Consider the following 24,619-nt stretch of genomic DNA (forward strand, 5'->3'; position numbering starts at 1 on the left):
GTCACCCGACGATCCGGCAGCAGCATCCGTGGCGAACACCCACCCCGCGGCGGCAACAAGAACCTCAAACGCGCGTTCTTCCTCGCCGCGTTCGCAGCCCTGGCCGACCCCGTGAGCAGGGCCTACTACGACCGCAAACGCGCCGAAGGCAAACGCCACAACGCCGCCCTCATCTGCCTCGCCCGCCGTCGCTGCGACGTCCTATACGCCATGCTCCGCGACAAGATCCCCTACCAACCCCGCCCCACGACGCCGATCGCCGCTTGACGAACCCATAGGGACACCCCCCCGGGAACCCGCTGGTGGAGTCAGGGGTGCGGTCTGTCCGGGTGCCGAATGAGTTCGACAACCTCATCCATGTGCTGCGGATCCTCGATCGGGCCGAACAGTATTCCGCGTCGCCCCGCCGGTTCCGTTCCGCTGAGGAGCAGGACAGCGGGTGCGCGATGACAGGCGCCGAGGCACTCCGCCCGGATGAGGACGCCGCCCTGGCTGGAGCGCACCGCCTGCCGGAGGACGTCGGCGAGGTCCTCCGACTCGCCGTCAGCTTCTCCAGGGCGGCCACGGTGACGCAGGGCGCGGCACCGGTGGCCGTCGCAGTAGACGACGGTGACATCGGCATCGCGGAACGTGGGGATGCTCATTGGTCGTCGGGAGGCTCGAGGAACGCCATCAGGGCGTGGCCCGCCCGCCGGCGGACCACCGTGGCGTCGGTGAACCCGGCTGCCAAGGCCGTCTCGCGGTGCCAGTCGGGCGGCGCGACGAACTCCGCGCAGCCCAGATCACTCAGCGCGGCCGTTCGCTCGTGCAGCAGCGATGCCATCGCCGGATCCCGGGCCAGCATCGTCCACCAGGCGGTCCACGGGTCGCTGCCGCTGCGGTGCGCCCGCGCCGCGGTGGGGGCGTCAGGCATGGCGTCGCTGACGAGGAGCAGCGCGTTCGGGCTCAGCAGCCGGCGGGCCTCGGCGTACCAGTCGCGCACCCGGTCCTCGGGCAGGTAGTGCAGGGTCATCAGGGCCAGCACCAGGTCGTACGGGCCGCCGGCCGACGCAAGCCACCCTGCCGAGGAGATGTCGGCCCGCACGGCGCGTACCTGCGGCAGTGCGACGTCGGCCAGGGCCAGCAGGGCCGGGTCGACGTCGAGCACAGTGACATGCGCATCGGGCCACCGCCGCAGCACCGCCTCGGCCGTGGTACCCGGGCCGCCCCCGACGTCGAGCATCCGTTCGGGTTGACGACCGCGGATCTGCTCGGCGGCGGCAAGGCCGGCAGCGAGGAGATCGTCGCGGTCGGGGTGGTAGTGGCGCATCATGGTGTCCCAGTCGCGCCGCCACCGCGCGACGTCTTCCGGGTTGAGGGTGCTCGGCCTCGTCACGCCGGGACCGCTTCGGCATGGTCGTGGACGTCCCCAAGATCCCACTCCGGAAACGGGTCGGGCAGCGCCCGCCAGGCAGTCTCCCCGGCGGCGACCTCCGCGTCGGTGAGCAGGCACCCGTGCAGGGCGTCCCGCAGGCCGGCGCTATCCAGGCCGACGCCGATGAGCACAAGTTCCTGCTGCCGGTCCCCGAAGGTCGGATGCCAACGGGACTCCAGTTCGGCTCGCTCGTCCGGGTCCTGCGGCCACTGCCCGGATACCGCGACGGGCACGCCGACCGGGTCGCACCGCCCGGACGGGCCGGCCTGCGACCACAGTGCCTGCACGTCCGGACGGCTGGCCAGCCACAGGAACCCCTTCGAGCGCACCACGCCATAGCCGTCCAGGCCGCCGGTGAGCAGGTCCCACAGCCGCTGCGGGTGAAACGGCCGGTGGTCGCGGAAGACGATGCTGGAGATGCCGTACTCCTCGGTCTCCGGCACATGCCCGCCGTTGAGCTCCGCCACCCAGCCGGGCGCGGTCTCCGCCCGCTCCAGGTCGAAGCGTGCGGTGTGCAGGATCTCGGCCGGCGCAACCCGGCCGTGGACGGCACGGCCCTGCCGGGCGGCCGGGTTCAGGCGGGTCAGCAGCGCCTCGACCACGGCCAGGTTCTGCGAGCTGATCAGGTCGGTTTTGTTGACCACCAGCACGTCGGCGAACTCGATCTGGTCCACCAGCAGATCCGCGATACCGCGGTCGTCACCCTCGTAGGCCGCCAGGCCGCGCGCCTCAAGGCTCTCCCCCGCCTCGATCATGGCGAGCAGACCGGCCGCGTCGACGACGGTGACGGTGGTGTCCAGCCGGGCCAGGTCATCGAGGACCTGCCCGTCCTCCACGCCGAAGGCGAACGTCGCCGCGACCGGCATCGGCTCGGAGATGCCGCTGGACTCGATCAGCAGGTAGTCGAAGCGGCCCTGCCGGACCAGCCGGGCCACCTCGTCGAGCAGATCATCGCGCAGGGTGCAGCAGATGCAGCCGTTGGTCAGCTCGACCAGCCGCTCCTCGGTCCGCGACAACGCGCCGCCGTCGCGCACCAGCGCGGCGTCGATGTTGACCTCGCTCATGTCGTTGACGATCACCGCCACCCGCAGCCCGTCCCGGTTGGCCAGCACATGGTTGAGCACGCTGGTCTTACCGGCACCGAGGAACCCAGACAGCACGGTCACCGGCAGCCGGACGGTCACGGCTGGTCCACCACCTGACGACCCTTGTACAGGCCGCAGTGGGTGCAGGCCCGGTGCGGCACCACCATCTCCTTGCGCGGGCAGGGGCACGGGGTCAGCGGCGGAACGCTCGCCTTCCACTGCGCCCGCCGGTGCCGGGTGTTCGACCGCGACATCTTCCGCTTCGGTACGGCCATCACGCTCTCCTTCTCAAGGGGTCACGCCACAGCTTAACGATATTGATTTTCGTTTCGCTGTTCGGCCTGCGCCTGAGCGAAGGTGCCGCGCAACGGTGTCGATCACGCCCGGCCACCGCACGCCGCGTCCTCGACGCCGCCGCACCGGGCGACGAAATCCGACGCGAGGTCCGGTGCAGCCGACCAACGCCGCGGGATGATGCCGCTACCGCGAGAACACTGCCAACTGGGAGACGTCCACTGCAGCGGGGCGGGGAGGGAAGCCGCGGGCTTCGGAGAGTTGCAAGGTGCGAGCGTCGAAGCGCCGGCGCCTCGAACGCCGACAAGCTCCTTGGTCACGGATCACGGGTTACGGGCAAGCTTGGAAAGGCTGGCGGGAGGTTCCCAGGCATCTGTCAAGGCCGGGTCGTGCGCGGCGACTTGTCACGCAGCAGCCCGCGCAGCCCGGACTCGCGCATCAGCCGCTCGACGGTGCACCGGGCCACCGGCACGCCTTGGCGGTGCAGCTCGTGCCAGAGCTTGCGGGCGCCGTAGACGCCGTAGTTCTCCGCGTGGATCCGCTCGATCATCGCGGTCAGCTCCTCGTCGCGCCGTGACCGGGCCGAGACCGGGCGGGTCTTGGCGGCGTAGTAGGTCGACGGTGCGATCGCCGCGGGCGTGTCTTGCAGCGCCTGCAGGACCGGCTGGACACCGTGTTCGGCCTTCTGGGAGTCGACGAAGTCGACCTTCATCGCGACGGGCGGTCCAGCTCCGCCGCGAAGAAACTCGCCGCGGACTTCAGGATCTGGTTGGCCCGCCGCAGCTCACGATTCTCCCGTTCCAACGCGGCGAGGCGTTCCGCGTCGCTGCTGCTCGTGCCCGCACGCTCCCCGACGTCGGTCTCGGCCTTCTTCACCCAGGTGCGCAGCGCCTCCGGGTGGATACCGAGCTGGCCGGCAATCCGGCGGATCGCGCCCACCGCGCTGGCCGGGTCCCGGCGGGCCTCGACCGCCAACCGGGTCGCACGCTCACGCAGCTCATCGTTGTACTTCTTCGGTGCGGGCATCGCTGGTGTTCCTCCCAGGTTTCGATGTCTCCATCAAACCCGGTGCGGGACAACGTCCGAGGCGGGGACGACACAGTCTGGCTGGCCGTGGAGCGTCTGCGACACGGCTCCCGTTCGGGCCGTGGCCCCTACGTCTCCAGAGCCGCCCCGGTCTGCGCGCAAGTCCTCCCTACCGGTGGCCGCTTCAGCTACCGGCTTCCTGGCTTGGTGTGAAACCAGAGGATTACGGTCGCGGCGAAGAACAGCAACACAAAAAACGCGCAGGGGCACAGCAGGAGCCACGCCAATCCTTGCATGCTGCACAGCCTAGGCTCGCCGGGAAACACGCCGAACTCGGCAACCTGCGAACGGCAGTAAGCCTTCTTGGATCGGTACTGGCAGCATCCGCACCTGCCGCTGTTAGCCTCCGTCTTTCGTTAGTTGTTGATCAAAGCGGTGGCCCAGGGCAGCTGCTCTGTCCGGTGGACCGTCAGGACGCGCGGGCATGCTGATTGGCCGGCGTTGCCCGACGTGGCGCAGGACGGCCCGGTCACCGACGCGGTAAGCGGCGTCCTCCAGTGCGGTGCTCGTCGTGGTTGGGGCGGGTGCAGGTGACTAGCTGAGGTAGCGCGGACAGGCGGGCGAACGCGGTGCCAGGTCGGTTGGTCCAACGTCAGCCGGACGTATCCGCGGATTCCGAGAGATCGTGCAGCCACCCAATGACGCGCTCGGCGGTTACGCCTCGAAGGTCGGCTCCGTTCCACCGGGCCCCGGGGACGTCCGTGCGAACGCGGGGTCCTCGAAGCCCAGGTCGCGCATCTTCTCGGCGGAGAAGACCACCATGATTTCGTCGCCGGGGATGAAGACGCCCTGAGGGTCGGGCAGCTGCGGGATGGCAGCGACGAACCAGATCGAACCTGCGGCGAAGTCCAGGCGCAACGCGACGGGCACGTCGACCGAATGCGCCGCCGCGGCGATGCTGCCGTTCGCCCGCCGGCTCGGCCCGATCTGGAGCTGCTCCCAGTGGCAGGCCGTGCTGTGCACCCTTGATCCGAGAAGTGGAGCCCAGCGGCTCTGGCCCTCGACCTCCGGGCCGACGCGGGCCGGACCGGATTCGCCGAGGACGAGGTGATGTCCGATCGGCTCGTGGAAGACCTCGACGCCATAGGGGTAGAACGTGTCGGTCCAGGTCACGGTCACGGCGCCGAGGTCGGTGCCGAGTTGCACGCCCATGACGGCGTGATGCCAGTCGCCATAGTCCCATGGCGCGCGTTCCGGGCCGAAGTTGTGCACGTCCCAGTAGTCGACCGACGTTAGGCGCCGCCCCCGCAGGTCGCGCAACGCGCCCTCGAAACGGCCGCGCAGACCATCGACCCCGCGCACCTTTCCCACCGACCGATCATCGCTGGTCATACCTGTGACCGCATCGTCTTTAGTTCGATCCTGTATCGCTACGCCGGCCGCTCATGCTGCGAGGCGCTCGTCACCCAAGTGCCGTCGGCGCCGTTCGACGGCGTCCGGATGCGCCGATGAGTGGATATCCGGTGACCCTGCCGCGGCAGTGATCACACCTGTGGGCAGGATGCTCATACTGGGGCTTATGGCCCCGGATGTTTCGTCGGTTGACGCTGTGCTGCGCTTCGCCGCTGCCCTGCACGGGATACGTGGTCGGCTGCTCGCCGGCTTGTCTCCCGTCGCAGACATCGCGAATCTTCTGGCAGCGGTCCGGTCGCGCCGGGAGTTGCCCCGGGAGGGCCTCACCCGTAGCGGCATCGAGTACACCGCGGTTCGCGGGCCTTCTGGTTGATCTATGCCTTGAGTCCGATTGAGTAGCCTTCGGTGGTCTCGTTTGTAGGTTGATGTCTCTCGATGCGGGAATGTGAGGGGCGGTCGTGACCGCCGAGCGGTAGCGGCGTTGGGTCGGTCATGGGTGATCGGAAGCCGTACCCCAGTGACGTCACCGATGCGCAGTGGGCGCTGATCGGGCCGTTCCTGCGGGCGTGGAAAGCCAGGCGGGTCTCAGCGTCGGGGCATCAGGGTGACTACGACCTGCGGGAGATCGTGAACGCGATCCTCTACCAGAACCGGACGGGTTGTCAGTGGACGTACCTGCCGCATGACCTGCCGCCGAAGTCGGCGACCTACTACTACTTCGCGCTGTGGCGCGACGACGGCACGGACCAGGCGATCCATGATCTGCTGCGGTGTCAGGTGCGGGAGAAGGCCGGCCGTCGTGAGGATCCGACCGCGGTCGTGTTGGACAGCCAGTCGGTGCGGGCCGCGAATCATGTGCCCGCGGCCACGACCGGCAAGGACGTCGGCAAGAAGGTGTCCGGCCGCAAGCGTGGCCTGGCCGTGGACGCCCTGGGGTTGATCATCGCGGTCGTGGTGACCGCGGCGTCGGTCACCGACTTCGTGCCGGTCCGCAAGCGGTGGATCGTAGAACAAACCTGCGGCACTTTGATGCTGCACCGTCGTCTCGTCCGCGAGTACGAGAGCCGCCCAGAATCGGCGGTATCCCGGACGTTGTGGGCGTCGATGGCGACCATCGTGCGTCGGCTGACCGGCTCCAGCACCCCGTCCTGGCGGCACCGGTGAACCTCACCGTGATTCTCGACCTGATCACCGCACGCGAAGCCACCGCCAGTCAGGCCGCCGGCCGGCTGCGCGAGCAGATCACCGCCCTCACCGCCGACCTCACCCGCATCGAGGGCGAACTGGCCGCACTGACGACCACCCGCACCACCCTGAACGCCCTCACCGCCGCCGAGTTCATCGCCGACGACCCGACCATCGCCAGCGCCCCCTACCAGCAGATCCTGGACGTCCTCACCACCGCGCCCGCCGGCATGCGAGCCAAAACCATCTGCATCGCACTCGACGTCGAGCCCTCACCGAACCACGTCGAGAGCACCCGCGCGAAGCTGAAACGAATGGTCAGCCGCAACATCCTGACTGAAGACGAACCCGGCGTATTCACCCTCATCTCGAAACGGACCTAACCCTGCGAACCGCCCTCTGACGCGGCGTCAGGGCGGCCGGGTCGATCAGGCCCCAGGCGATGCCGAGCCGGGCGATCGGGTGCTCCGCCCCGTGCGCCGCGAGCCACCCGGCGCACAGGTGCGCGTTGTCGTTCGGGATGCGGTGGCAGGCGAACATGGTCCCGAGCGCTGAGAGCGGGTCACCGTCGACCGGCTTCCCGAAGTCGGGCTCCCCCGGCACGGTCCCGGCTAGGTACTCGCGGAGGTTGGGATATCGGTAGCGGCGCGCGTTGTCCTTCCGCCACGGGCAGGACGGGCACGGCCACGAGCACGCCTGGACCGCGACGAGTGCGCCGACGCGGACCCGGGCCACCGTCGGCGCGGTGTGTGCCCCGTACGCCAGGCCGTCGCGGGTTGTACCTGACGTTCGACTCGCGGTCCAGCGGTGCCTGCAGATCGACCGAGGGTCTTTAGAGTAGGGGGCATGGCTGCGCGTCGATCGTCTGTGACACGTTCCTCTGCTGTTCGTGCTCGCGAGCCGCGAAAGCCGGTGCCGCCTGCGGAGGTGCGCCATTTTGAGGCGGCGGAGTTGGAACCGGAGGCGGAGCTGGAGGCGTCGGCGTTCTACGGTTCCCAGCTTGCGGGACAGGATGCGTTGTCGGTGTCGTTTTCCCAGTGCCGGTTTCAGGGCGCGGACCTTTCTGAGTGCCGGTTGGATCGGGTGTCGTTGACCGATTGCCTGCTGAAGGATTCGAATCTGGCGAATCTGCGCGCTGATGGTGGCGGGTTGACGCGGGTGCGGATCACGGAGTGCCGGCTGACGGGCCTCGTGTGGGCTGACGGCGTGGTGCGGGATGTGTCGGTACGCGAGTGTCGCGCTGACCTGTCGGCGTGGCGGATGACGACGTTCGACGCGGTGGAGTTCGTGGGCTGCAACCTCACTGGCGCGGACTTCACGAATGCTGATCTGCGCGGCGCGTCGTTCCGTGATTGTGATTTGACCACGGCGGTATTCCATCACGCCGACATGGCCGGTACGCGGTTCCGGGGCTGCAACCTCGCAGGCGTCGGTGATCTGTCAAACTGGCGGGGCGCGATCGTTCATTCTACTGATCTGATCAGTTTGTCTTTCGGCCTTGCTCGGGCGGCAGGCATTTCCATTGAGGATGAACAGTCATGACGTCGACCCGACGGGTATCGGCCCGGCAGGTGGTTACGGTTGCTGATTGGCCGTCGCCGAACGCGGATGCGGATGGGGCGGATTCGTTCGTGGGTCTGCGGTATGAGCAGGCCACCATCCGGGAGATCGATCTGTGCGGCGCGAGGCTCAAGGACTGCGTTTTCGAGTCGTGCACGTTCACCGCTGTCCGGTTCAATTGTGTCCGCGCTGAGGGTGTGGCATTTACCGGCTGCCGGTTCGCGGGCTGCAACTGGTGGGATGCGGAGTTGCCGGACTGCACGCTGACCGGGTCGGTGTTCGACCGGTGCAACCTGTCCGGTGTGGAGGTTACGGGCGGGGACTGGTCGGACGTCGAGCTGCTGGGCGCGGACTTGAGTACCGCGGAGTTCGTCCGGGTGCGGATGCGGGGAGCGAATCTCAGCGGTGCCCGGTGTCAGGGTGTGGTGATGCGGGATGTGGACCTGTCCGGTGCGAGCGTGCGGGAGGCGGACTTCGCTCGCGCGGACCTGCGGGGCAGCGTGTTGACCGCGTTCGACCCGCGGGAGGTGCAGCTGCGAGAGGCGATCATCACGGCCGATCAGGCGGTGGATATCGCGATGAGCCTCAGCATGTCGATACGGGTTTCGTGACGAGGTACGGGCCGAGTTGGAGGCAGGCCAGGTCGGAGCGCAGGAGCACGGTGACGGCGTCGGCGGCGGTGCGGGCGATGGGGTGGCCGTGCAGGTTCAGCGAGGTGTTGAGCAGCACGGCCCGGCCGGTGCGGGTGTGGTAGGCGCGCAGGATCGCGGCGAGGCCGGTGGCGTTGTCGTCGTCGACGATTTGGGGGCGGCAGCTCAGGTCGGCTGGGTGGATCGCGGCGATCATGTCGGTGGCGGCGTCCGGTTGGGTGTCGAAGCCGAGCATCATGTGGGGGCTGCGGAGCCCGTCGGGGTTGCGGATGTAGCGGTGCTGGTGGCTGCGCAGGAGCGCGGGCGCGAACGGCATCCAGAAGTCCCGCTGTTTGATGAGCTGGTTCAGTCGTCGGGGGATGTCGGCGTCGGCGGGGTTGGCGAGGATGGAGCGGTTGCCGAGGGCGCGGGCGCCGTATTCCATGCGGCCGGCGCAGCGGGCGACGATCTGTCCGTCGGCCAGCAGTCCGGCTACCACGTCCTCGATGCGGCCGGGTTCGTGCAGGTGCAGGCCGGTGCCGGCGACCGCCTGCTGGGCGTCGTCGCGCGTGATGTCGTCGCCGAGGTAGCAGTCGGTCAGCGGGCGCACGCTGTGGTGGCCTTGGGTGGCGGCGAGGTGGTGGTAGACGGCGCCGAGCGGGAGGCTTTCGTCGCCGCAGGACGGGAACGCGGCGAAGGTGTCGACGCAGTCCAGAGCGGCGATGCGCTGGTTGAGCTTGATGTTCATGAAGACGCCGCCGCCGGCGAGGACGTCTCGGATGCCGGTGGCGGTGACGGCGTTGCGGACCCATCGGGTGAGCAGGTGCTCGGTGAACAGTTGCAGGCCGGCGAACAGGTCGTCGAAGCGTCGGCCTCGCAGGTGTTGTTCGATGTCGGGCCAGGCCCGCTCGATGCTGACGGTGGTGGTGCGGTGCAGCCGCAGGCCGGTGGGGTCGAGACGGAGGTAGGTGTGCAGGATGTCGGCGACCTGCCGGGCCCGGTCGGGGCGGGCGTAGGGGGCCATGCCCATCAGCTTGTACTCGTCCTCGTGCGGGGTGAACCCGGCGGCGTGGGTGAACCAGAACCACAGCAGGCCGATGGAGTTGCGCATGTCGGTGCGGGCGATCTCGGTACGGTGCCCGGCGGTCCAGGTGGAGACGGTCGCGCAGGCGCCGTCACCGAACCCGTCGCAGGTCAGCACGAGATAGGGCCGGTCGGGGTCGGTGCGCAGCCCGTAGTAGGCGGCGGCGCCGTGCGCGGTGTGGTGGTCGACGTAGGTGACCCTCGCGCCGGTGAGGCCGTCGCGGCGCAGCAGCTCGGTGACCCGCTGCGGCAGCGCGCCGGGCGCGGCGGCCAGCAGGTGGTCCTCACTGTCGGCCAGGGCCGGCTGCCGGTGGAAGGCGGCGAGGCGGCGCAGCCATTCGTCGCGGGGGCAGTGGTCCACCGGTCCGGAGCGGCTGCCGTAGACGACTTCGGTGACGTCGCCGGGGTCGGCGCCGACCGCGTGCAGGCAGGCGGCGACGGCGTGGTGCGGGAAGCCCATGTAGCCCTTGATCCCGGTCAGGCGTTCCTCCTGCACGCAGTGCGTGAGGTGCCCGTCGACAGCGATGGCGGCGGTGGCGTTGGCGCCGCCGTGGATGCCGAGCAGCAGATCACCCATGGCAGGCGGCCTCCCGGTTGACGGTGTCGGTGAGCCAGGCCCACTCGGCGATCTTGAGTTGGGCGAGCCGGTCCAGGCTGCCGGGGTCGGCTTCGTGCAGGCCGGCGAGCACCGGCGCCGCGGTGGTGGCGAACCAGTCGGTGAGGGCGTCGGCCACGGCGGCGGCGGCCGGGTCCGCGATGGTGAACGCGCGGTGGAACGGCGCGGTGATGAGCAGCCCGTCGGCGGCGGTCTGCCGTTCGATGACGGTGCCGGGGATGACCTCCAGGCGGCTGCGGGCCATGAAGTGCGGGATCCGGTGACGGCCGAAGCGGTCCAGGGCGTCCAGCTCGGTGCGAAGCCCGTCGAGGGTCTGCCAGGGATGCCACAGGATGTAGCTGGCCACGGTCGTGACCGCGGCGTCGTCGGCGGCGGCCACCACCTCCCGCAGGTGGGTGAGGTCCTGACGTTTGCCGTAGATGCGGTGCAGGGTGTCCGGGTTGAACGACTCCACGCCGATGAGCATGGTGCGGACCCCCGCGTCGGCGAGCACGCCGACGGTGTGCGGGTCGAGGGTTTCCGCGCGCACGCTGATCGCGAACGTGAGCGTGCCCGCGAGCCCGGCCGCCCGCAGGCGGTCGCGTAGCTCGGCGGCGCGGCGGGCGCACTCTCGGCGGGTGCCGCCGAAGTCGGAGTCCGAGAACGCGAACGTCGTCGCACCGATGGCCTGGTGCAGGTGGGCGATGTCGTCCACCACCTGGGCCATGGGCAGGTCCCGCCAGCCACCGCCGGGCAGGTCGGCGTTGTAGGCGCAGAACGTGCAGCGGGACCGGCAGCCGCGGCTCGCGGCCACGGACACCACCGAGTCGGCGCCGTAGGGCAGGTCGGCGGCGGTGAGCGACCGCAGCGACGTGTAGACCGCCAGGTGCGCGCGCAGGTGCGTGAGGAGCCCGGCGACGAACGGGTCGGCCGCGACGGTGGTGGGACCGGCGACGACGTGGTCGACTGCGCCGTGCGCCATCAACTCCCCGGCGGCGGACACCGCCAGAGGCCCGACGCCGATGACGGTCAGCCGAGGGTGCCGCAGCCGGGCGGCCACTAGTTCGTCGGCGATGCCTCGCAGCCGGGGCCCGTACGCGTCCGAGGTGAACAGGTGCACCACGAGCACGTCGAACCCGGCGGCGTCGGCGAGGGTGCTGGCCAGGGTCGCGGCGGGCCGGCCCCGGTAGTAGGCGTCCAGCACGACGCTGTCGTAGCCGGCGGTGCGCAGGGACGCCTGCACCGCGAGGGCGTCACCGTCGACGTGGCGCTGTTTGAACCCGGACTCGTACAGCGTCGGCGCCCACACCAACACCCGCGCCTGGCCGGGGCCGGTCACCGCGGGCATGGCGCCTCGCATCGCCGGCACGGCGTGGCCGTCTCGCCGCGGAACTGCTCCCATACCGCCGCGCCGAACCACATGGTGTCCAGGTCGTCGGTGAGGAGGTTCCCGGCCCGCAGGGACCGGTTCTCCACGCCGAAGATGCACGGGTAGACGTCACCGCGCTGGTCGACGGCGAAGCCGATGCTGCCGCTGCCGCACCCCTGGTCCGGACTGATCGTCTCGATCTCCACCGCGTACGCCTCGGCCAGGCGCTGGCACTGCGGCAGCAGCACGGTCAGGATCGTGGCGTCGTCCAAGGTCACCGCCGGGTTGGAGCGCCCGACCGGTTTCTGCGGGAAGAACTTGAACCGGCGTACCCCGACGCCGAGCCCGGCCTGCACGACCTGTTCCAGTTCGCCCAGGTTGACGCGGTTGACCACGGTGTTGATGACGACCTCGGTGAACTCGCCGAGCGCCCGGATGCCGGCGAGGGTCTTGGGCCAGGAGCCGGGCGCGCCCCGGATCATCTCGTGCGTGGCGGCCTGCCCGCCGTCCAGCGACACCTGCACCGGGGACACCCGCAGATCGCGTAGCCGCTCCAGCCGGCCGGCGTTGAGCACCGTGGCGTTGGTCGACACCCCGAAGCCCAACCCCCGGCCGATGATGTCGGCCGCCAGGTCGAAGAACCCCGGCAGGAGCAGACTCTCCCCGCCGGTGATGTAGACGTCCGGCACGCCGTAGTCGTCGAGCCGGCGGATGATCTCGTGCCACTGCTCCACGGGCAGCAGGAACGGGTCCGCTTTCGGCCCGCCGGAGCAGTAGCAGTGCAGGCACTTCTGGTTGCAGACCGTGAACGGTTGCAGGTGCACCCAGAACGGCTTGAGCACCGGTGACCGGGGCCGGGCCGCCTCCGCTTCGTCGGCGACCGCATGGACACGCGCGTCGGTGAGCGGCTCAGCCGGCGCGTCGGCCGAGGTGAGCACGCCGGCCGCATGCAGCTCCCCGAGGATGGTGTGCCACCGGGAGGCGTCGAGACCGAAGCGATCGGCCAGCGCGGTCTGCGCCTGCTCCGGGTACTGCGGGGTGAGCGGCTCGCGGGCCAGCAGTGCGACCCCGGCCGCCGCGCCGGGCAACTCGAAGAAGCGTCGGGGCTGGGTGGTGCTCCACGCGAGAGCGCCGAAATGCTCGTGGCGAAACCGCAGGTCCGCCATCCGCAGCGCGGAGGGAAGTGTCATCACCAGGTGCCTCCCAGAGTGAGGGCTGCCGGCCCGCGGCGGGGCCGCGAGCCGGCAGCCATCTCGGACCGTCGATCGGGAACGGACGGTTCTACTGCGCCGGCGTCACGGTGGGGATCTCGCCGCCGCCCTGGGCGATGGTGCCGGTGTAGGTCTTGCAGCCCAGCGCGAGCGTCGCCTGCGCCACGGAGGAGAACTGCCGGACCTGGTCGGAGCGGCCGGTGGTCGGAACGCCCGCCGCGGAGGCGGTGGAACTGGTGGAGGCCATAGCCCTGCCTTCCTGAGAGGATTGCAACGACAGGAGCCACTACATCCCAGCCAACCCGCGGCGCGTAACCCTACGAGGGGGGCACCACTACGGGGGGTCACGCGGCCGGGGTGATCGGCGGTATATTCCATCGATTAGCGTCCGCGTCCATTGAGGAGCCTCGTGGAGTCGTCGGCGGCAGGTCGTGTCCTACCCCGCCGGCTGCTCCGCGACCCCATCGTGGTGCGCGCCCTGCGGGACCGCTCCTTCGACGCGGTCTTCGCCGCCGCGAAGGCCGCCGGCATGAGCTTCAACGCCATCGCCGGTGCGACGGGGCTGAAAGCCGAGCGCATCAGCCTGGTCGCCCGCGGAGAAGCGCGCATCACCGCCCTCGACACCATCGAGCGCATCGCCGACGGCCTGCGCATCCCGGGTGCCATGCTGGGCCTTGCCGCGCGATCCTGGGAAAGCGGCACCGACGCCGAGCCGCAGACCGCGAGGGAGGATGAATCCATGCATCGACGTGAACTCCTGCGGACCAGCCTCGCCGCCGGCCTGACTGCCACGCCCCTCAACCATCTCACCGACGTGCTGGCCAGGGCCGACCACGCGCTGGCCGCCGCAGGCCCGGCCGACCTCGGACGGCTGGAAGCGGCGACCGAACAGCACAGCTACGGCTACGGCGGGCGAGCACCCACCGACGTCCTGGCCGACCTGATCGCCGACTTCGCCGACGCCGTCCCCCTGCTCCAACGCCCTCAGCCAGCCGCGGCCCGCATCGCCCTGACGCGGATCATGGGGCAGCTCGGCGGCATGGCAGCCGTCGTGCTGCACGACCTCGGCAACCGCCGCGAAGCCGACAGCTGGTTCGCCACAGCGGCACGCTCAGCGCAGGAGTCCGGCGACCGGACCCTGCACGCCTGGATCCTCGCCCGCAAGGCCATGGTGCCCCTGAACTTCGGCGCCCCCCACGCCGCCGCGGCCCTCGCCGAACAGGCCCGGCACATCGCCGGCACCAGACCCACCGCCGCCGCCACCCTCGCAGCCGCGGTCACCGCACGCGCCTACGCACTGGCCGGCCGCCGCGACAAGGCAGACTCCGCGCTACGCGACGCAGACCACCTCGCCGGCAAGCTGCCCGAGAGCGAACGCGCCGACACCTGGTTCGGCCACTGCGAACAGAAACACCACGTCCACCTCTCCCACGCCCTGACCGCCCTCGGCGAAACACACCGCGCCCGCGAAAGCCAAGCCCACGCCCTTGCCCTATCCGCTCCCACCAGCACCCTGACCCGCACCCTGCTCCGACTGGACGCCGCTACCTGCCAACACCGCGACGGACACACCATCGACGCCTGCCACGCCGCCACCGCAACCCTGCTGGACGTCCCCGCTCGCTACCGCACCGGCCTCACCCGCCGCCGCGCCGTCGACCTCTACCGCAGCATCCCCGCCGACCTACGCACGACATCAGCAGCACGACGACTCGCCGACGCCCTCGCCGCATGACCTCCTGCCACATCCCGTGAAGCTCAGCCAGGTTGGCTCGACCGGCTGAGCACCGCATCAGCCCCGTACCAGCGGTCACCACGGCGCGTCCAGGTCGGACAGCAGCAAGATCCGGTCGCCCAGGCGCAGGCCGCCGGCGGGACCGCTGGTGGTGGTGAGCGCGGCGACCAGGTTGCGGTAGCGGGCGGCGGATTGGCGGGGACGGTGGTCGGCGAGCAGCGCGGCGGCGGCGACGCCGAGCGCGCGGATCGTCGTCGGATGGCCCGGGCCGCGGTCGCGGTGGCGGTGGCTGCGGGTGTGCGCCCAGCCGGCCCAGGCAGCCGCGACCGCGGGGTGGCCGGTGCCGGTGAGGGCGTGGGCGTAGAGGACGGCGGCGTCGAGAGCCTCGGCGGTGACCGCGTGGCCGCTCAGCTGCGCCAGCGCAGGCCGCAGCAGCGTGGCGACGTCGTGGAGACGGCCGGCGGCGGCCAGGTCCTCGGCCCGGTCGATGATCGCGCACACCGGCTTCTCTGCTGGTGCCGCCGCACTGCCGCCGGCGGCAGCGGTGACGGTGGTGCGGGCGCGCTGGTGCCCGGCGCCCATGGTGGTCCTCTTCGTCAGGGCGGGGGTGTGGCAGGCGGCGACGGAGCGGGGACGCGCGGATCGCCGCCCGCGACGCCGGCGGTGCGCCCTTCCCGGTGCGGAGGGACGGTCGCCCCGACTGACTGGTGGCCGCGCCTGGTCCATGGTGGCTGCGGCACCCGGCGTCAGACCTGTGAGCATCGCTGGCGACCGACCGGGTGGAGCACGGCGGCGGCCTCGCGTCGGCCGGGGCGCCGGATCATCGGTTGAATGGCCACGCCGCCGGCCGGGCGCACCATGCTGTGGTCAGTGTGGTAGCCGGCCTGGGTGAGGAGGCGTTGCCCGGCGGGGAGGGTGAGAGTCCAGGACGGCAGATCGATGAGGTCGAGCCGGCAGCGCAGGTGTTCCATCAGCGCCCGGCCCCGACCGGTCCGCTGGTGGGTGGGGCGCACAGCCAGGTAGGCGAGGTGGTAGTGCGCCGTGGTCGGCTGCCGGCTGTCCATGATGTCGTCCAGGACACGGAAGCGTTCGACGTGCGGGCCGGCGGCCGTGGCCAGGCGCGTGCTGTAGTCGGCCGGTGGTGGCACCGGCCCGTACTGGTGGAAGCAGACGGCCGCGGCGGTGACGTCGCTGGTGACGTGCACGTCGCCGTAGAACAGGGCGTGTTCGACCCAGATGGCGGCGACATCGGCCAGGACCCGGCCGCGCTGCTCCTCGTCCGGGACCAGCCACGCGGCGATGGCAGTGGGCTGCAGGGCCTCGGCGATCACCGCGGCGACAGCGTCTTTCTCCGCCCATCGGGCGCCCCGGATTCGATCCGTCACCTCATGCTCCTTGCTGCTGGTCGTCGTGCGGGGTGGGGTGGCCGGCGGCAGGGAACGGGGAACCCGCTGCCGCCGGGCCACAAGGGATCGGCCGCCGCCCCACCCCCTGGGCGCGGCGGCCGGCCGGCTTGTCAGCGCGGGCGGGTCACGGCTGCGGCGGTGCTGGATGAGACAGAGCTGCCGGTGCTGCGCGTGCGGCCGTGCTCCAGCACGAGGGTGGAGGAGTGCAGGCCGGGTCGGCGCCCGCCGTTGATCCATTCGGTCGCGGCGAGCAGGTCGCCGGTGGCCGGGTCGATGAGCAGCGTCGAGGTGGATCCGTCCGCGACGACCTGGAAGGCGAGTCCGGTCCGGCCGGCGAGGTCAGTGGTCGTGCCCTGGTAGGTGAGGTGGGCAACCGCCGCCAGGACGCGCAGGGTCGTCGCGCGCTGCCGCGGATCGAGGTGTTGGCTGGCGGCCAGCCCGACGATGCCGCTGGTCAGGATCCTCGGGTAGGCGGGCTCGCCGGCCAGCGCGGGCGGCGCGAGCAGTCGGGTCAGCTCGCGGGGGTCGGCCGGGATGTCTCCGGGCAGGTAGGGGTGCAGTTGACCGATGCCGTGTTGCACTGTGTGCGGCGTGGCCCGGCTGAGTTCCTGGCGGTCCCCGGGGGTGGGCTGGTGGTCGAGGCCGCGCAGGTCCGGTGCCCGGCGGATGGTCTCGCGGCCGGAGCCGTCCGCGTCGAGCCGCCAGCGCCGCACGTCGGTGCGGACGATCGTGGTACTCGCGCGTGCCCAGCACTGGAGATGCAGGTAGGTGTAGGGCAGTCCGTCGGTGGTGTCGGCGGGGGCGGTGCTGATGGTGTCGGCGATCAGGTTCAGGCGCTGCTGGGCGGTGAGCCCGGCAGCGGTGGCGGCCGGAGCTGGTGCGGCGGCCGGCGGCGAGGAGGCGGGCGGGCTGGCGTCCGGTCCTGCAGTGGCGGTGTCGGCGGGCTGGCAGGCGGTGAGCAGGATGAGGGCGGCACCGAGGAGCGCGGCACAGCGGCGGCGGGCGGGCAGGTGCGGGTGGGTCATGGTTCGTGCCTTCAGCAGGTGCCCTTGCGGGCGTGGATGGCCCTGCGCTCATACGAGGCCAGGAGTACACGGGTGTCGGTCATGAGATTGGCGAACCGGTCGGCGTCGGCGTCGCTGATGCTCAGGCGGGGCCGCAGGTGGGTGACGATGTCCGCGAGCAGGCGGCAGCCGGCGCCGCCTCCGGTCCAGGTTTCGGTGGCGGTGTGGGTGCAGTGCTGCACCATGCGGTGGCTCATCAGCAGGGTTTCGGGGTCGGCGGTCCAGGTCGTTCCGTCGGGGCCGGCGACAGTGCGGTGGACCTGCTGCATGACGGAGCGGATCAGGGCTGCGGACTCGTCGTCGGGGGCCCGGTAGATGCGGGGTGGGGTGGGGGTGATGTCGGCGAGGACGAGCCAGCCGCCCAGGCTCAGGCGGGTGATCATCTGTTCGATCAGGTCCGCCGGGTCCCGCAGGCCGCCGTGGGGCCAGCGGGCGAGGATGTAGTCGTAGCCGCCGGCGTGGCCGGGCACCGGGTCACGGTTGACGTCCAGCTGGTGGACGGTGATGACGGCGGTGCCGGTGAGGTGGCGGGTGTCGGCGTCGACGGCGGTGACGGACCCGTAGCGGCCGACGATGTCGGCCAGGCGGGCGGTGATCTCGCCGATGCCGGCGCCGATCTCCAGCACCCGCTGGTTGGTTCTGATGGCGAGCCGGTCCAGCTCCGCGTGGATGCTCGGGTTGAGCAGCTCGTGGATCGGCCCGGGATGGCCCGGCAGCGTGGTGGTCATGGTGTTCCTCCGGGTTGGCGCGGTGTCTCGGTCAGGGCTGGTAGACGGCGGTGGCGGCGGGTTGGGGATGCCAGCGCAGATCAACGCGGCGTGGTGTGTGGACCAGGGCGTGGTCGACCAGGCGGAGCAGGTGTTGGCGCAGGTCGGCCCGGGTCGCTTGGTGCCACCGCTGGTAGGTGATGAAGGGTCGTTCGGTGGCGGTGCGCCGGTCGTGGGCGGCGGCGTGTCCGACGACGAGGGCCTCCAGGTGCTGCGCGTCGTTGAGGGTGAAGCAGAAGCAGACGTAGAAGCGCCGGCGTGCGCAGGTGTAGGGCTGGAGTGTCAGCCAGCAGGTGGTGCAGGCGGCCAGGTCGGTGAGCAGCCACAGGCTGGTGTCATCGTCGCCGGTCACGGTGTCACCGGCCGGTTGGTGGCGGGTGGGGTGGTTGGCGACGGTGTTCGGGTCAGCGTCGCCAACCACCCACCACCGCCGCCGGCAGCCGGATTGGTGGTGCGGGCGGCGGTGTCCACCCGGTGCGGCCGGGCCGCCGCGGCGGGTGGACGGTGGCGAGGCTCGGGGGCGGCCTCGCCGGGTCGGTGCTGACCGCTGGTCGTGGTCATGACGGTGCCGGTGTGGTGGTCGGGACGGTGAGCAGGTCGTGCAGGTCGGTGGGGTACTCGCGGATGTCGGCGGTGGCGATGCGGCGGATGATGCGGGCCCGGTCGAGCACCGCGATGTCGTGCGCGACCTGGCAGGCCAGGGCGAGGTTCTGCTCGGCGAGCAGGACCGCGGCGCCGTCGTCGGCTAGGGCGGTGATGATCGCCGCGAGTTGCCCGACGACGGCGGGGGCGAGTCCTTCGGACGGCTCGTCGAGCAGCAGCACGTCCGGGGTGGCCAGCAGCGCGCGGGCCAGGGCGAGCATCTGCTGTTCGCCGCCGGAGAGCTGGTGGGGCTGGTGGTGGCGTCGCCGCGCGAGGGCGGGGAACAGGTCGAGCACCTGGCGGGCGTCGACCGTGCGGGGGCGGGTGGGGTGCGGCCGGGGCAGGGCGAGGTGTTCGTCGACGGTGAGTCCGGCGAACAGGCGGCGGCCCTGGGGAACGAGGCCGATACCGGCGCGGGCGCGGCGGCGGGTGTCACGCCCGGCCAGGTTCTGCCCGTGCAGGAGGATGCCGGTGCCGGGCTGGCTCGGGTGCAGGCCGGCGATGGTGTTGATCAAGGTGGTTTTGCCGGCGCCGTTGCGGCCGACGACCGCGGTCACCCGCCCAGCCCGCACGTCGAGGGTGACGTCGGTGAGCACCGGCGCCCCGGTGTAGCTCGCTTGCAGGTGGCGCACGCGCAGGACCGGCGTCCCGGCCACGGCCGCCACGTCCGCCGTGGTGGCCGAGTTGTCCGATGGGAGGCTGGTGGGTGCGTCGGCACCGAGGTAGACGCGGCGCACGTCGGCGTGCTCGCGGACCTGCGCGGGAGTGCCGGTGGTGATGTGCTGGCCGTGGTGCAGCACGGTGACGGTGTCGGCGACCGAGGCGACGAAGTCGAGGTTGTGGTCGACCAGCAGCACGGTGATGTCGTCCGGCAGCGTCCGGATCAGCTCGGTGAGGCGGGTGATCTCGCCGGTGGCCAGGCCGGCGGAGGGTTCGTCGAGCAGCAGCAGCCGCGGCCGGGCGGCGAGCGCGACGGCAATCTCCAGGCGGCGTTGGTCGCCGTAGGCGAGCTGGCCGGCGGTCCGCTCGGCGTGGCCGGTGAGGCCGACCTGGGCCAGCGCCGTGTGAGCGGCGGTCACCGCGTCCGGCTGCGGGCGTAGGGCGGTGAGGCGTTGTCCGGGCACGGCGAGCAGCACGTTCTGCACGGCGGTGAGCGGCCTGGCCAGGGCCGGGTGTTGCCAGGTGCGGGCGATCCCGGCGCGGGCCCGGCGGTGCGCCGGCCAGCGGCTGATGTCGTGGCCGGCGTAGAGGATGCGGCCGGTGGTGGGGCGCAGGGTTCCGGCGACGAGGTGCAGCAGCGTGGACTTGCCGGCGCCGTTGGGGCCGATGACCGCGTGCCGGACCCCGGCCGGCAGGTCGACGCTGACGTCGTCGACCGCCCGTCGGGCGCCGTAGGCGCGGCTGAGCGCTTCCAGGCGCAGGAGCGCAGCGGTCATGTCCGCCTCCCGGGCAGTCGGGTGGTGAGGCCGGCGAGGCGGTGCCGGGGCAGGTAGGCCAGCAGCAGGAACGCCAGGCCGAGCAGGGTGGGGCCGTGGCCCCCGAGCAGTCCGCCGGCCCAATCCCGGGCCGCGACGAGGAGGACCGCTGCGGCGCAGGCGCCGGTCATGCTCCCGGAGCCGATGAGCGCGGCGGCCAGGGCCAGGGCGGAGACGCCCATGGCCGCGTCGGCGGGCGACACGTACCGGGTGACCGCGATCAGCAGGGCTCCGGCCGCGCCGGCGATGCCACCGGCGAGCACGTAGGCGGTGAGCAGCAGCCCGCCGGTGTGGTGCCCGGTCGCCTGCACCCGGGGTTCGTGGGCGGCGATACCGCGCAGCAGCAGCGCGAAGCGGCTGCGGACGGCAACGGCGACGGCGACGCCGATGAGCAGGGTGCAGGCCAGCACGTACAGGTACACCCAGCCGGGCTGCACCATCGACGGCAGACCGGGCAGCGCCACGACGGGCGGGGCGTGGACGCCCTCGCTGCCGCCCGGTGCCCACTGGTTCGCCGCGGCGTGCACGAGTTCACCCAGACCGAAGGTGACCATGAGGAAGGTGGTGCCCCGGGCCCGCACCGCCAGCAGGCCGGTGACCGCGGCGGCGATCGCGCCGGCGGCGGCAGCCGCGAGCAGTTGGACCGGGCCGAGGCTGGTCAGCGCCGCGACGCTCGCGGCGGTGTAGGCGCCGACGGTCAGGTAGGCGGCCTGGCCCAGCGGCGCCAGCCCGGCGAGCCCGGCCAGGAGCTGGGTGCTCATCGCGAGCACGGCCATGACCAGGGCGGTGGCGGCGAGCGAGATCAGGTAGGCGTTGACCAGCCACGGCAATCCCACCGCCGCCGCCAGAGCACCGGCCGCCGCCGTAGGCAACAGCCACGCTGGCCCGAACCGGGAGCGGCGGATCGGCGTCTGCGCAACGGCCGTGTCGGGGCTTGAGGTGAGGGTGGTGGTCATGCGGGCCGTCCCGGCAGGGCGGTGCGCCGGCGGATGGTGAGCGCGGCGAGCATCGCGGCAGCGAGAATGAACGCGGCAGCCCCAGGGACGAGAGCGACGCCGAGGGTGAGGATCTGCCCGACGCCGAGCGCGGCGAGCAGGGCGCCGCGGATGCTGCCGAGGCCGCCGACGACGCAGACGATCAGCGAGTAGACCAGTATCGTGGTGTCCACCCCCGGCGATGGGCCGATGACCGGAGCGCCGAGCGCCCCGGCGGTCACGGCGAGGACTCCCCCACCGACCACCACCCCGGTCCGGACGGCGCTGGTACGCAGGCCGGCGGCGGCGGCCATGCCCGCATCGGCGACCACCGCCCGCACGACCGCCCCGACCCGGGACCGCTCCACGAACCAGAACAGGGCCGCCACCACGGCGAGGCCGACGGCGATGAACCCCAGCCGGTAGACCGGGTACTGGTAGTCGCCCAGGGTGACCGACCCGGCGGCTGCCTGGGGCGGGTCGACCGAGCGCGGTTCGGCGCCGAAGATCGTGGTGAACTGGTCGGCGGCGATGTAGGCGATGCCGAGGGTGGCCAGCACCTGATCGAGGGGCCGGCCGGTCAGCGGGCGCACCGCCGCGGCCAGAACTGTACCCCCGAGCACGCCCACCAGCACGGCAGCCGCGAGGGCGAGGGCGAGGCCGGTCCAGCCGCCGTCGGCGAGGCGCCAGGCGAGGTAGGCGCCGGCGAGGTAGAGGGTGCCGTGGGCCATGCTGAACACCCCGGCCACGCCGACGATCAACGTCAGGCCGGCGGCGATGGTGAACAGCAGCAGCCCGTACGCGACACCGTTCAGCGCGGTGATCGTGTAGGCGTTGACGAGCCCGTTCACGCCCACGGCACTCCTCCTTCTCGTCTACAGGGGTTGGTCAGGCCGTCGTGGGGCGGCGGCCGACGGTGGTGTGCATCAGGTAGCCCGACAGCAGCAGCTCCGGGTCCATCAACACCTCCCGCAGCTCGGCCAGGTCCTCGCGGGTCATCCCGGCGTCGAGCAACTCGGCTTCGCGCTGCAGGGAGTTGGAGCGGTGCAGCAGGCAGATGCCGGTGCCGCCGCGCCACGACCGGGACTCGATATGACTCTCGACGTCGACCAGGCCCGCGGCCTGCATCGCCGCCGGCGCCCGCTTGGCCCAGCCCATGTCCGCCCCCCGCGATTCACCGAAGGCGAGCAGGCCGTCGTGGAAGCGCTCGATCAGCTCGGTGGCGCGGGGGCTGGGGCTGTGGCGGATCATGTCCCGCCAGGTGCAGTCCCAGTCCGCCACCACGAGCACCCCGCCCGGAGCGAGAGCCTCCACCAGCCGGGCGAGAACCTGCTCCCGCTCGGGCAGGTGCATCAGCACCAGCCGCGCCACCACCGCCTGCTGCGAACCCTCCAGCGTGAGGTGGCGGATGTCGCCGGCCCGGACGGTGATGGTGGGTCCGGCCGGGAGGTGGCGGGGGTCGAGGTCCACGGCGGTGACGTGCCCGCCCGGGGCCACCTGGTCGGACAGCCAGGCGGTCAGCGTGCCCGCCCCGGCGCCGACATCCGTGACGGTCCAGCCCGGCGCCACACCGGCGTCGGTCAGAACCCGGCGGGTGCCGGGGTCGAGGATCTCCCCGAGGAACCGCAACTGGTTTCTCGCCTCGTCGGTGGCGTTGTCGAACATGTACCCGGCGGTCTGCTTGCCGGTGGTGGTCGTGGTCATCGTGTCTATCCCTTCCGGGTCAGGAGCCGAGGGTGGTCAAGGTCTGTACGGTGCGGTTGACCCACACCTGCCCGTCCTGAGCGACCTCGCGCAGGTAGTACGCCTGCACCGGGGTGTGATTCGTCTGCCCGAACTGCCAGGCGCCCCGGGGCGAGTCGATCGACCCAACCCGCGACAGCGCCGCCGTCAGCGACCGCCCGGTCAGCCCCCCGCTCCCCCCGCCCACCGCGGCAGCCGAGGAGGACGCGGCGGTCGGGCTGGCCGTCGTGGAGCTGCTGGGCACCGGCGAGCCCGTGGTGGAAGGTGTAGCCGCCGGGGCGTCCGGGCGGGCGAGCGCCTCGGCGATCGCCTTGTCCAGCACGAGCGCCGCGTCCCACGCGCACACGTGGTAGAGATTCGGCAGCTTCCCGTCGTTGGCCGCCGTGTAGCGGCGCACGAAGTCCCGGTTCGCGGCGTTGTCCAGCGTGGTGGAGTAGTTCAGGGCGGTGTAGATGCCCTTCGCCTGCGGCCCCAGTGCCGTCAGTGGCGCGCCTTCGGTGAGGAACCCGGAGGCGTACAACGGCACGTCCACGCCGTACTGCCGGTACTGCTTGACGAACTCGACCGCGGAGGCGCCGGCGTAGAAGGTGTACACCGCCGCCGGAGCGGCCTGCTTGATCTTCGTCAGGTACGGGGAGAACTCCGTGGTCGGGGCCGGCGCCCACGGCGTCCACGTCGGCTTCCCGCCGGGGTTGGCCAGCTGGCCGCCGGCCTTGCGGAACGCGTCGACGAACCCGCCGATCTGGTCGTGGCCGCCGATGTAGTCCGGGCCGATCACCCATACCCGGCCCTCGCCCACCGTCTGCCGCAGGTAGCCCGCGATCGACGCGCCGGTCTCCTGACTCAGCCACGACGTCGACCACAGGTACGTCGGATCGGCGACCGTGGAAGGCCGGCCGCCGGTTCCGATCAGCGGCACCCGGGACTCCTTCAACAGCGGATACAGGGTCTGCACCGTGTCCGCGGTTCCCCCGCCGACGAGGGCGAGGACCTTGTCCTGCTCGATCAGCTTCCGCGCCGATGCCAGGGCGGTCGCCTTGCCTTCGCCCTCGTCGCCCTCGATCACCTTCACGGGTCGGCCGCCGAGCTTGCCGCCCAGCTTGTCCAGGGCCAGCCGCCACCCGGCGGCCTGGTCGTCACCGATCGCCTTGTAAGGGCCGGATCTCGGCACGATCAGGCCGATGCGGATCTCCTCGCCGCTGGTGTCCGCGCCGTCGAGGCTGGAGCCGGAGCATCCGGTGACGGCGAGCAGCACGGCGGTGACGGCGGCGGCGAGAGCCAGTCGCCATCGGGATCGGCTGGTGCTCTGGTGAGGGGTCACAGGGTTCCTTTCGTCGATCGGTTCTGAGGGATGCGCCGGCGCTGGCCGGCGTGGTCGGGGGCGATGAGGTGGCTCCGCGCGGTCAGGGGTGATGCCGGCGGCACAGCGTGAGGGAGGCAGCCGGTGTGCACGGCAGTGATGAGGTGCTCCAGGACAGCCAGGACGGAGGCCGGCTCGGTGGCGTCGCACGTCAACACCGGCACCTGCACGCTCACCCGCAGGGCATCGCGGATCTCGCGCCGGTTGCGCGCCCCGCCCAGCGGCCGGTTGATCGCGACCAGATACGGCAGACCGCAGGCGTCGAGCCAGTCCAGCACCGGATACGAGGCGGACGGCCCGGTCATGTCGACCAGCACCACGGCACCGACCGCGCCGCCGGCGAGCCGGTCCCACATCCACCACCAGCGCCGCTGATCGGGAGTGCTGCGCAGGGCGACGGTGACACCGCTGGACAGGGTGGCAAAGCCGATCTCCCACGCGCTGCCCGGCTGGCCCGCCAGCACCGCCTGGCCGTGACTGGCGGCCCGCAGGAAACAGGTCTTGCCTGCTCCCGGGCCGCCGGCCACCAGGACCGTGCCTACCGAGGTCCGGCTGCCGGTCACACCGGTGTCCTGATCCACGCTCATCA

General features: G+C 71.5%; 29 protein-coding genes. 6 read left to right on the top strand and 23 right to left on the bottom strand.

Annotation, left to right across the window (positions count from 1 at the left end):
- A partial coding sequence (locus tag FB454_RS32260) for a transposase (protein WP_145824149.1) occupies positions 1-267 on the top strand: 267 nt, incomplete at its 5' end.
- A 41-nt stretch (positions 268-308) separates the two neighbouring features.
- Here FB454_RS32260 and FB454_RS32265 read toward each other — a convergent pair.
- The 7 genes from FB454_RS32265 to FB454_RS32295 all read right to left on the bottom strand — a co-directional run bounded on the left by FB454_RS32265 (position 309) and on the right by FB454_RS32295 (position 5,190).
- Positions 309-644: a (2Fe-2S) ferredoxin domain-containing protein gene (locus FB454_RS32265; RefSeq protein ID WP_041799056.1), complete on the bottom strand. Its 336-nt coding sequence runs from the start codon at positions 642-644 to the stop codon at positions 309-311.
- Entirely contained in the window at positions 641-1,375 is a 735-nt protein-coding gene (locus tag FB454_RS32270) for a class I SAM-dependent methyltransferase (RefSeq protein WP_145824150.1), read from the bottom strand. The genes FB454_RS32265 and FB454_RS32270 overlap by 4 nt, the downstream gene beginning before the upstream one ends.
- On the bottom strand, positions 1,372-2,598 hold the full coding sequence (locus FB454_RS32275) for a GTP-binding protein (protein WP_013287214.1): 1,227 nt from the start codon (positions 2,596-2,598) through the stop codon (positions 1,372-1,374). The genes FB454_RS32270 and FB454_RS32275 overlap by 4 nt, the downstream gene beginning before the upstream one ends.
- On the bottom strand, positions 2,595-2,774 hold the full coding sequence (gene rpmF, locus FB454_RS32280) for a 50S ribosomal protein L32 (protein ID WP_013287215.1): 180 nt from the start codon (positions 2,772-2,774) through the stop codon (positions 2,595-2,597). Before rpmF ends, FB454_RS32275 begins: the two co-directional genes overlap by 4 nt.
- A gap of 395 nt (positions 2,775-3,169) precedes the next feature.
- Positions 3,170-3,505 (bottom strand): IS3 family transposase, encoded by a 336-nt coding sequence (locus tag FB454_RS32285; RefSeq protein ID WP_041799279.1) that lies wholly within the window; start codon positions 3,503-3,505, stop codon positions 3,170-3,172.
- On the bottom strand, positions 3,502-3,819 hold the full coding sequence (locus tag FB454_RS32290) for a transposase (RefSeq protein WP_013287216.1): 318 nt from the start codon (positions 3,817-3,819) through the stop codon (positions 3,502-3,504). Before FB454_RS32290 ends, FB454_RS32285 begins: the two co-directional genes overlap by 4 nt.
- A 714-nt stretch (positions 3,820-4,533) precedes the next feature.
- Positions 4,534-5,190 (bottom strand): hypothetical protein, encoded by a 657-nt coding sequence (locus FB454_RS32295; RefSeq protein ID WP_218917873.1) that lies wholly within the window; start codon positions 5,188-5,190, stop codon positions 4,534-4,536.
- Positions 5,191-5,724: 534 nt separating this feature from the next.
- Between FB454_RS32295 and FB454_RS32300 the strand changes: the two genes are divergently transcribed.
- Together FB454_RS32300 and FB454_RS32305 are read left to right on the top strand one after the other, a co-directional pair.
- Positions 5,725-6,396: an IS5 family transposase gene (locus FB454_RS32300; protein WP_013287219.1), complete on the top strand. Its 672-nt coding sequence runs from the start codon at positions 5,725-5,727 to the stop codon at positions 6,394-6,396.
- Positions 6,393-6,800 (top strand): hypothetical protein, encoded by a 408-nt coding sequence (locus tag FB454_RS32305; protein WP_013287220.1) that lies wholly within the window; start codon positions 6,393-6,395, stop codon positions 6,798-6,800. The genes FB454_RS32300 and FB454_RS32305 overlap by 4 nt, the downstream gene beginning before the upstream one ends.
- Here the strand turns inward: FB454_RS32305 and FB454_RS35600 are convergent.
- Positions 6,781-7,353 carry a DUF6283 family protein gene (locus FB454_RS35600; RefSeq protein ID WP_425311434.1) on the bottom strand — a complete coding sequence of 191 codons (573 nt, stop codon included), beginning with the start codon at positions 7,351-7,353 and terminating at the stop codon, positions 6,781-6,783. The two genes, FB454_RS32305 and FB454_RS35600, sit on opposite strands and share 20 nt — an antisense overlap.
- On the opposite strand from FB454_RS35600, the gene FB454_RS32310 reads away from it, so the two are divergent.
- Entirely contained in the window at positions 7,264-7,959 is a 696-nt protein-coding gene (locus tag FB454_RS32310) for a pentapeptide repeat-containing protein (RefSeq protein WP_041799059.1), read from the top strand. The genes FB454_RS35600 and FB454_RS32310 overlap by 90 nt on opposite strands.
- A complete protein-coding gene (locus FB454_RS32315) occupies positions 7,956-8,588 on the top strand; it encodes a pentapeptide repeat-containing protein (RefSeq protein WP_013287223.1) in 633 nt (210 codons plus the stop codon). Before FB454_RS32310 ends, FB454_RS32315 begins: the two co-directional genes overlap by 4 nt.
- On the opposite strand, the gene FB454_RS32320 is transcribed toward FB454_RS32315, so the two are convergent.
- The 4 genes from FB454_RS32320 to FB454_RS35135 all read right to left on the bottom strand — a co-directional run bounded on the left by FB454_RS32320 (position 8,563) and on the right by FB454_RS35135 (position 13,111).
- Complete coding sequence (locus FB454_RS32320; protein ID WP_013287224.1) at positions 8,563-10,266, bottom strand: carbamoyltransferase C-terminal domain-containing protein; 1,704 nt, start codon at positions 10,264-10,266, stop codon at positions 8,563-8,565. The genes FB454_RS32315 and FB454_RS32320 overlap by 26 nt on opposite strands.
- Entirely contained in the window at positions 10,259-11,632 is a 1,374-nt protein-coding gene (locus FB454_RS32325; RefSeq protein ID WP_013287225.1) for a B12-binding domain-containing radical SAM protein, read from the bottom strand. The genes FB454_RS32320 and FB454_RS32325 overlap by 8 nt, the downstream gene beginning before the upstream one ends.
- Positions 11,620-12,843: a radical SAM/SPASM domain-containing protein gene (locus tag FB454_RS32330; protein ID WP_013287226.1), complete on the bottom strand. Its 1,224-nt coding sequence runs from the start codon at positions 12,841-12,843 to the stop codon at positions 11,620-11,622. Before FB454_RS32330 ends, FB454_RS32325 begins: the two co-directional genes overlap by 13 nt.
- Positions 12,844-12,934: 91 nt before the next feature.
- Positions 12,935-13,111 carry a hypothetical protein gene (locus tag FB454_RS35135; protein ID WP_013287227.1) on the bottom strand — a complete coding sequence of 59 codons (177 nt, stop codon included), beginning with the start codon at positions 13,109-13,111 and terminating at the stop codon, positions 12,935-12,937.
- Between the two features lie 162 nt (positions 13,112-13,273).
- On the opposite strand from FB454_RS35135, the gene FB454_RS32335 reads away from it, so the two are divergent.
- Positions 13,274-14,599 (top strand): NsdA family TPR-like regulatory protein, encoded by a 1,326-nt coding sequence (locus FB454_RS32335; protein WP_013287228.1) that lies wholly within the window; start codon positions 13,274-13,276, stop codon positions 14,597-14,599.
- 75 nt (positions 14,600-14,674) lie between these two features.
- On the opposite strand, the gene FB454_RS32340 is transcribed toward FB454_RS32335, so the two are convergent.
- The 11 genes from FB454_RS32340 to FB454_RS32390 form a co-directional block, all read right to left on the bottom strand.
- Complete coding sequence (locus FB454_RS32340) at positions 14,675-15,181, bottom strand: hypothetical protein (protein ID WP_013287229.1); 507 nt, start codon at positions 15,179-15,181, stop codon at positions 14,675-14,677.
- A gap of 164 nt (positions 15,182-15,345) precedes the next feature.
- Positions 15,346-15,984: a GNAT family N-acetyltransferase gene (locus tag FB454_RS32345; RefSeq protein WP_013287230.1), complete on the bottom strand. Its 639-nt coding sequence runs from the start codon at positions 15,982-15,984 to the stop codon at positions 15,346-15,348.
- Positions 15,985-16,115: 131 nt separating this feature from the next.
- Positions 16,116-17,030 carry a hypothetical protein gene (locus tag FB454_RS32350; RefSeq protein ID WP_013287231.1) on the bottom strand — a complete coding sequence of 305 codons (915 nt, stop codon included), beginning with the start codon at positions 17,028-17,030 and terminating at the stop codon, positions 16,116-16,118.
- An 11-nt stretch (positions 17,031-17,041) separates the two neighbouring features.
- Positions 17,042-17,797, bottom strand: coding sequence for a class I SAM-dependent methyltransferase (locus FB454_RS32355; RefSeq protein WP_013287232.1), 756 nt, complete (start codon positions 17,795-17,797; stop codon positions 17,042-17,044).
- A 31-nt stretch (positions 17,798-17,828) separates the two neighbouring features.
- A complete protein-coding gene (locus FB454_RS32360) occupies positions 17,829-18,257 on the bottom strand; it encodes a hypothetical protein (RefSeq protein ID WP_013287233.1) in 429 nt (142 codons plus the stop codon).
- 136 nt (positions 18,258-18,393) lie between these two features.
- Complete coding sequence (locus FB454_RS32365) at positions 18,394-19,914, bottom strand: ATP-binding cassette domain-containing protein (protein ID WP_013287234.1); 1,521 nt, start codon at positions 19,912-19,914, stop codon at positions 18,394-18,396.
- Positions 19,911-20,909, bottom strand: a complete 999-nt coding sequence (locus FB454_RS32370) for a branched-chain amino acid ABC transporter permease (RefSeq protein WP_013287235.1) — start codon at positions 20,907-20,909, stop codon at positions 19,911-19,913. The genes FB454_RS32365 and FB454_RS32370 overlap by 4 nt, the downstream gene beginning before the upstream one ends.
- Positions 20,906-21,784, bottom strand: coding sequence for a branched-chain amino acid ABC transporter permease (locus tag FB454_RS32375; RefSeq protein WP_013287236.1), 879 nt, complete (start codon positions 21,782-21,784; stop codon positions 20,906-20,908). The genes FB454_RS32370 and FB454_RS32375 overlap by 4 nt, the downstream gene beginning before the upstream one ends.
- A gap of 31 nt (positions 21,785-21,815) precedes the next feature.
- On the bottom strand, positions 21,816-22,631 hold the full coding sequence (locus FB454_RS32380) for a class I SAM-dependent methyltransferase (protein ID WP_013287237.1): 816 nt from the start codon (positions 22,629-22,631) through the stop codon (positions 21,816-21,818).
- Positions 22,632-22,650: 19 nt separating this feature from the next.
- Positions 22,651-23,991 carry an ABC transporter substrate-binding protein gene (locus tag FB454_RS32385; RefSeq protein ID WP_013287238.1) on the bottom strand — a complete coding sequence of 447 codons (1,341 nt, stop codon included), beginning with the start codon at positions 23,989-23,991 and terminating at the stop codon, positions 22,651-22,653.
- A complete protein-coding gene (locus FB454_RS32390) occupies positions 23,988-24,617 on the bottom strand; it encodes an FAD-binding protein (RefSeq protein WP_013287239.1) in 630 nt (209 codons plus the stop codon). Before FB454_RS32390 ends, FB454_RS32385 begins: the two co-directional genes overlap by 4 nt.
- Between the last annotated feature and the right edge of the window lie 2 nt (positions 24,618-24,619).

Source organism: Micromonospora sp. CNZ297, assembly GCF_007827625.1.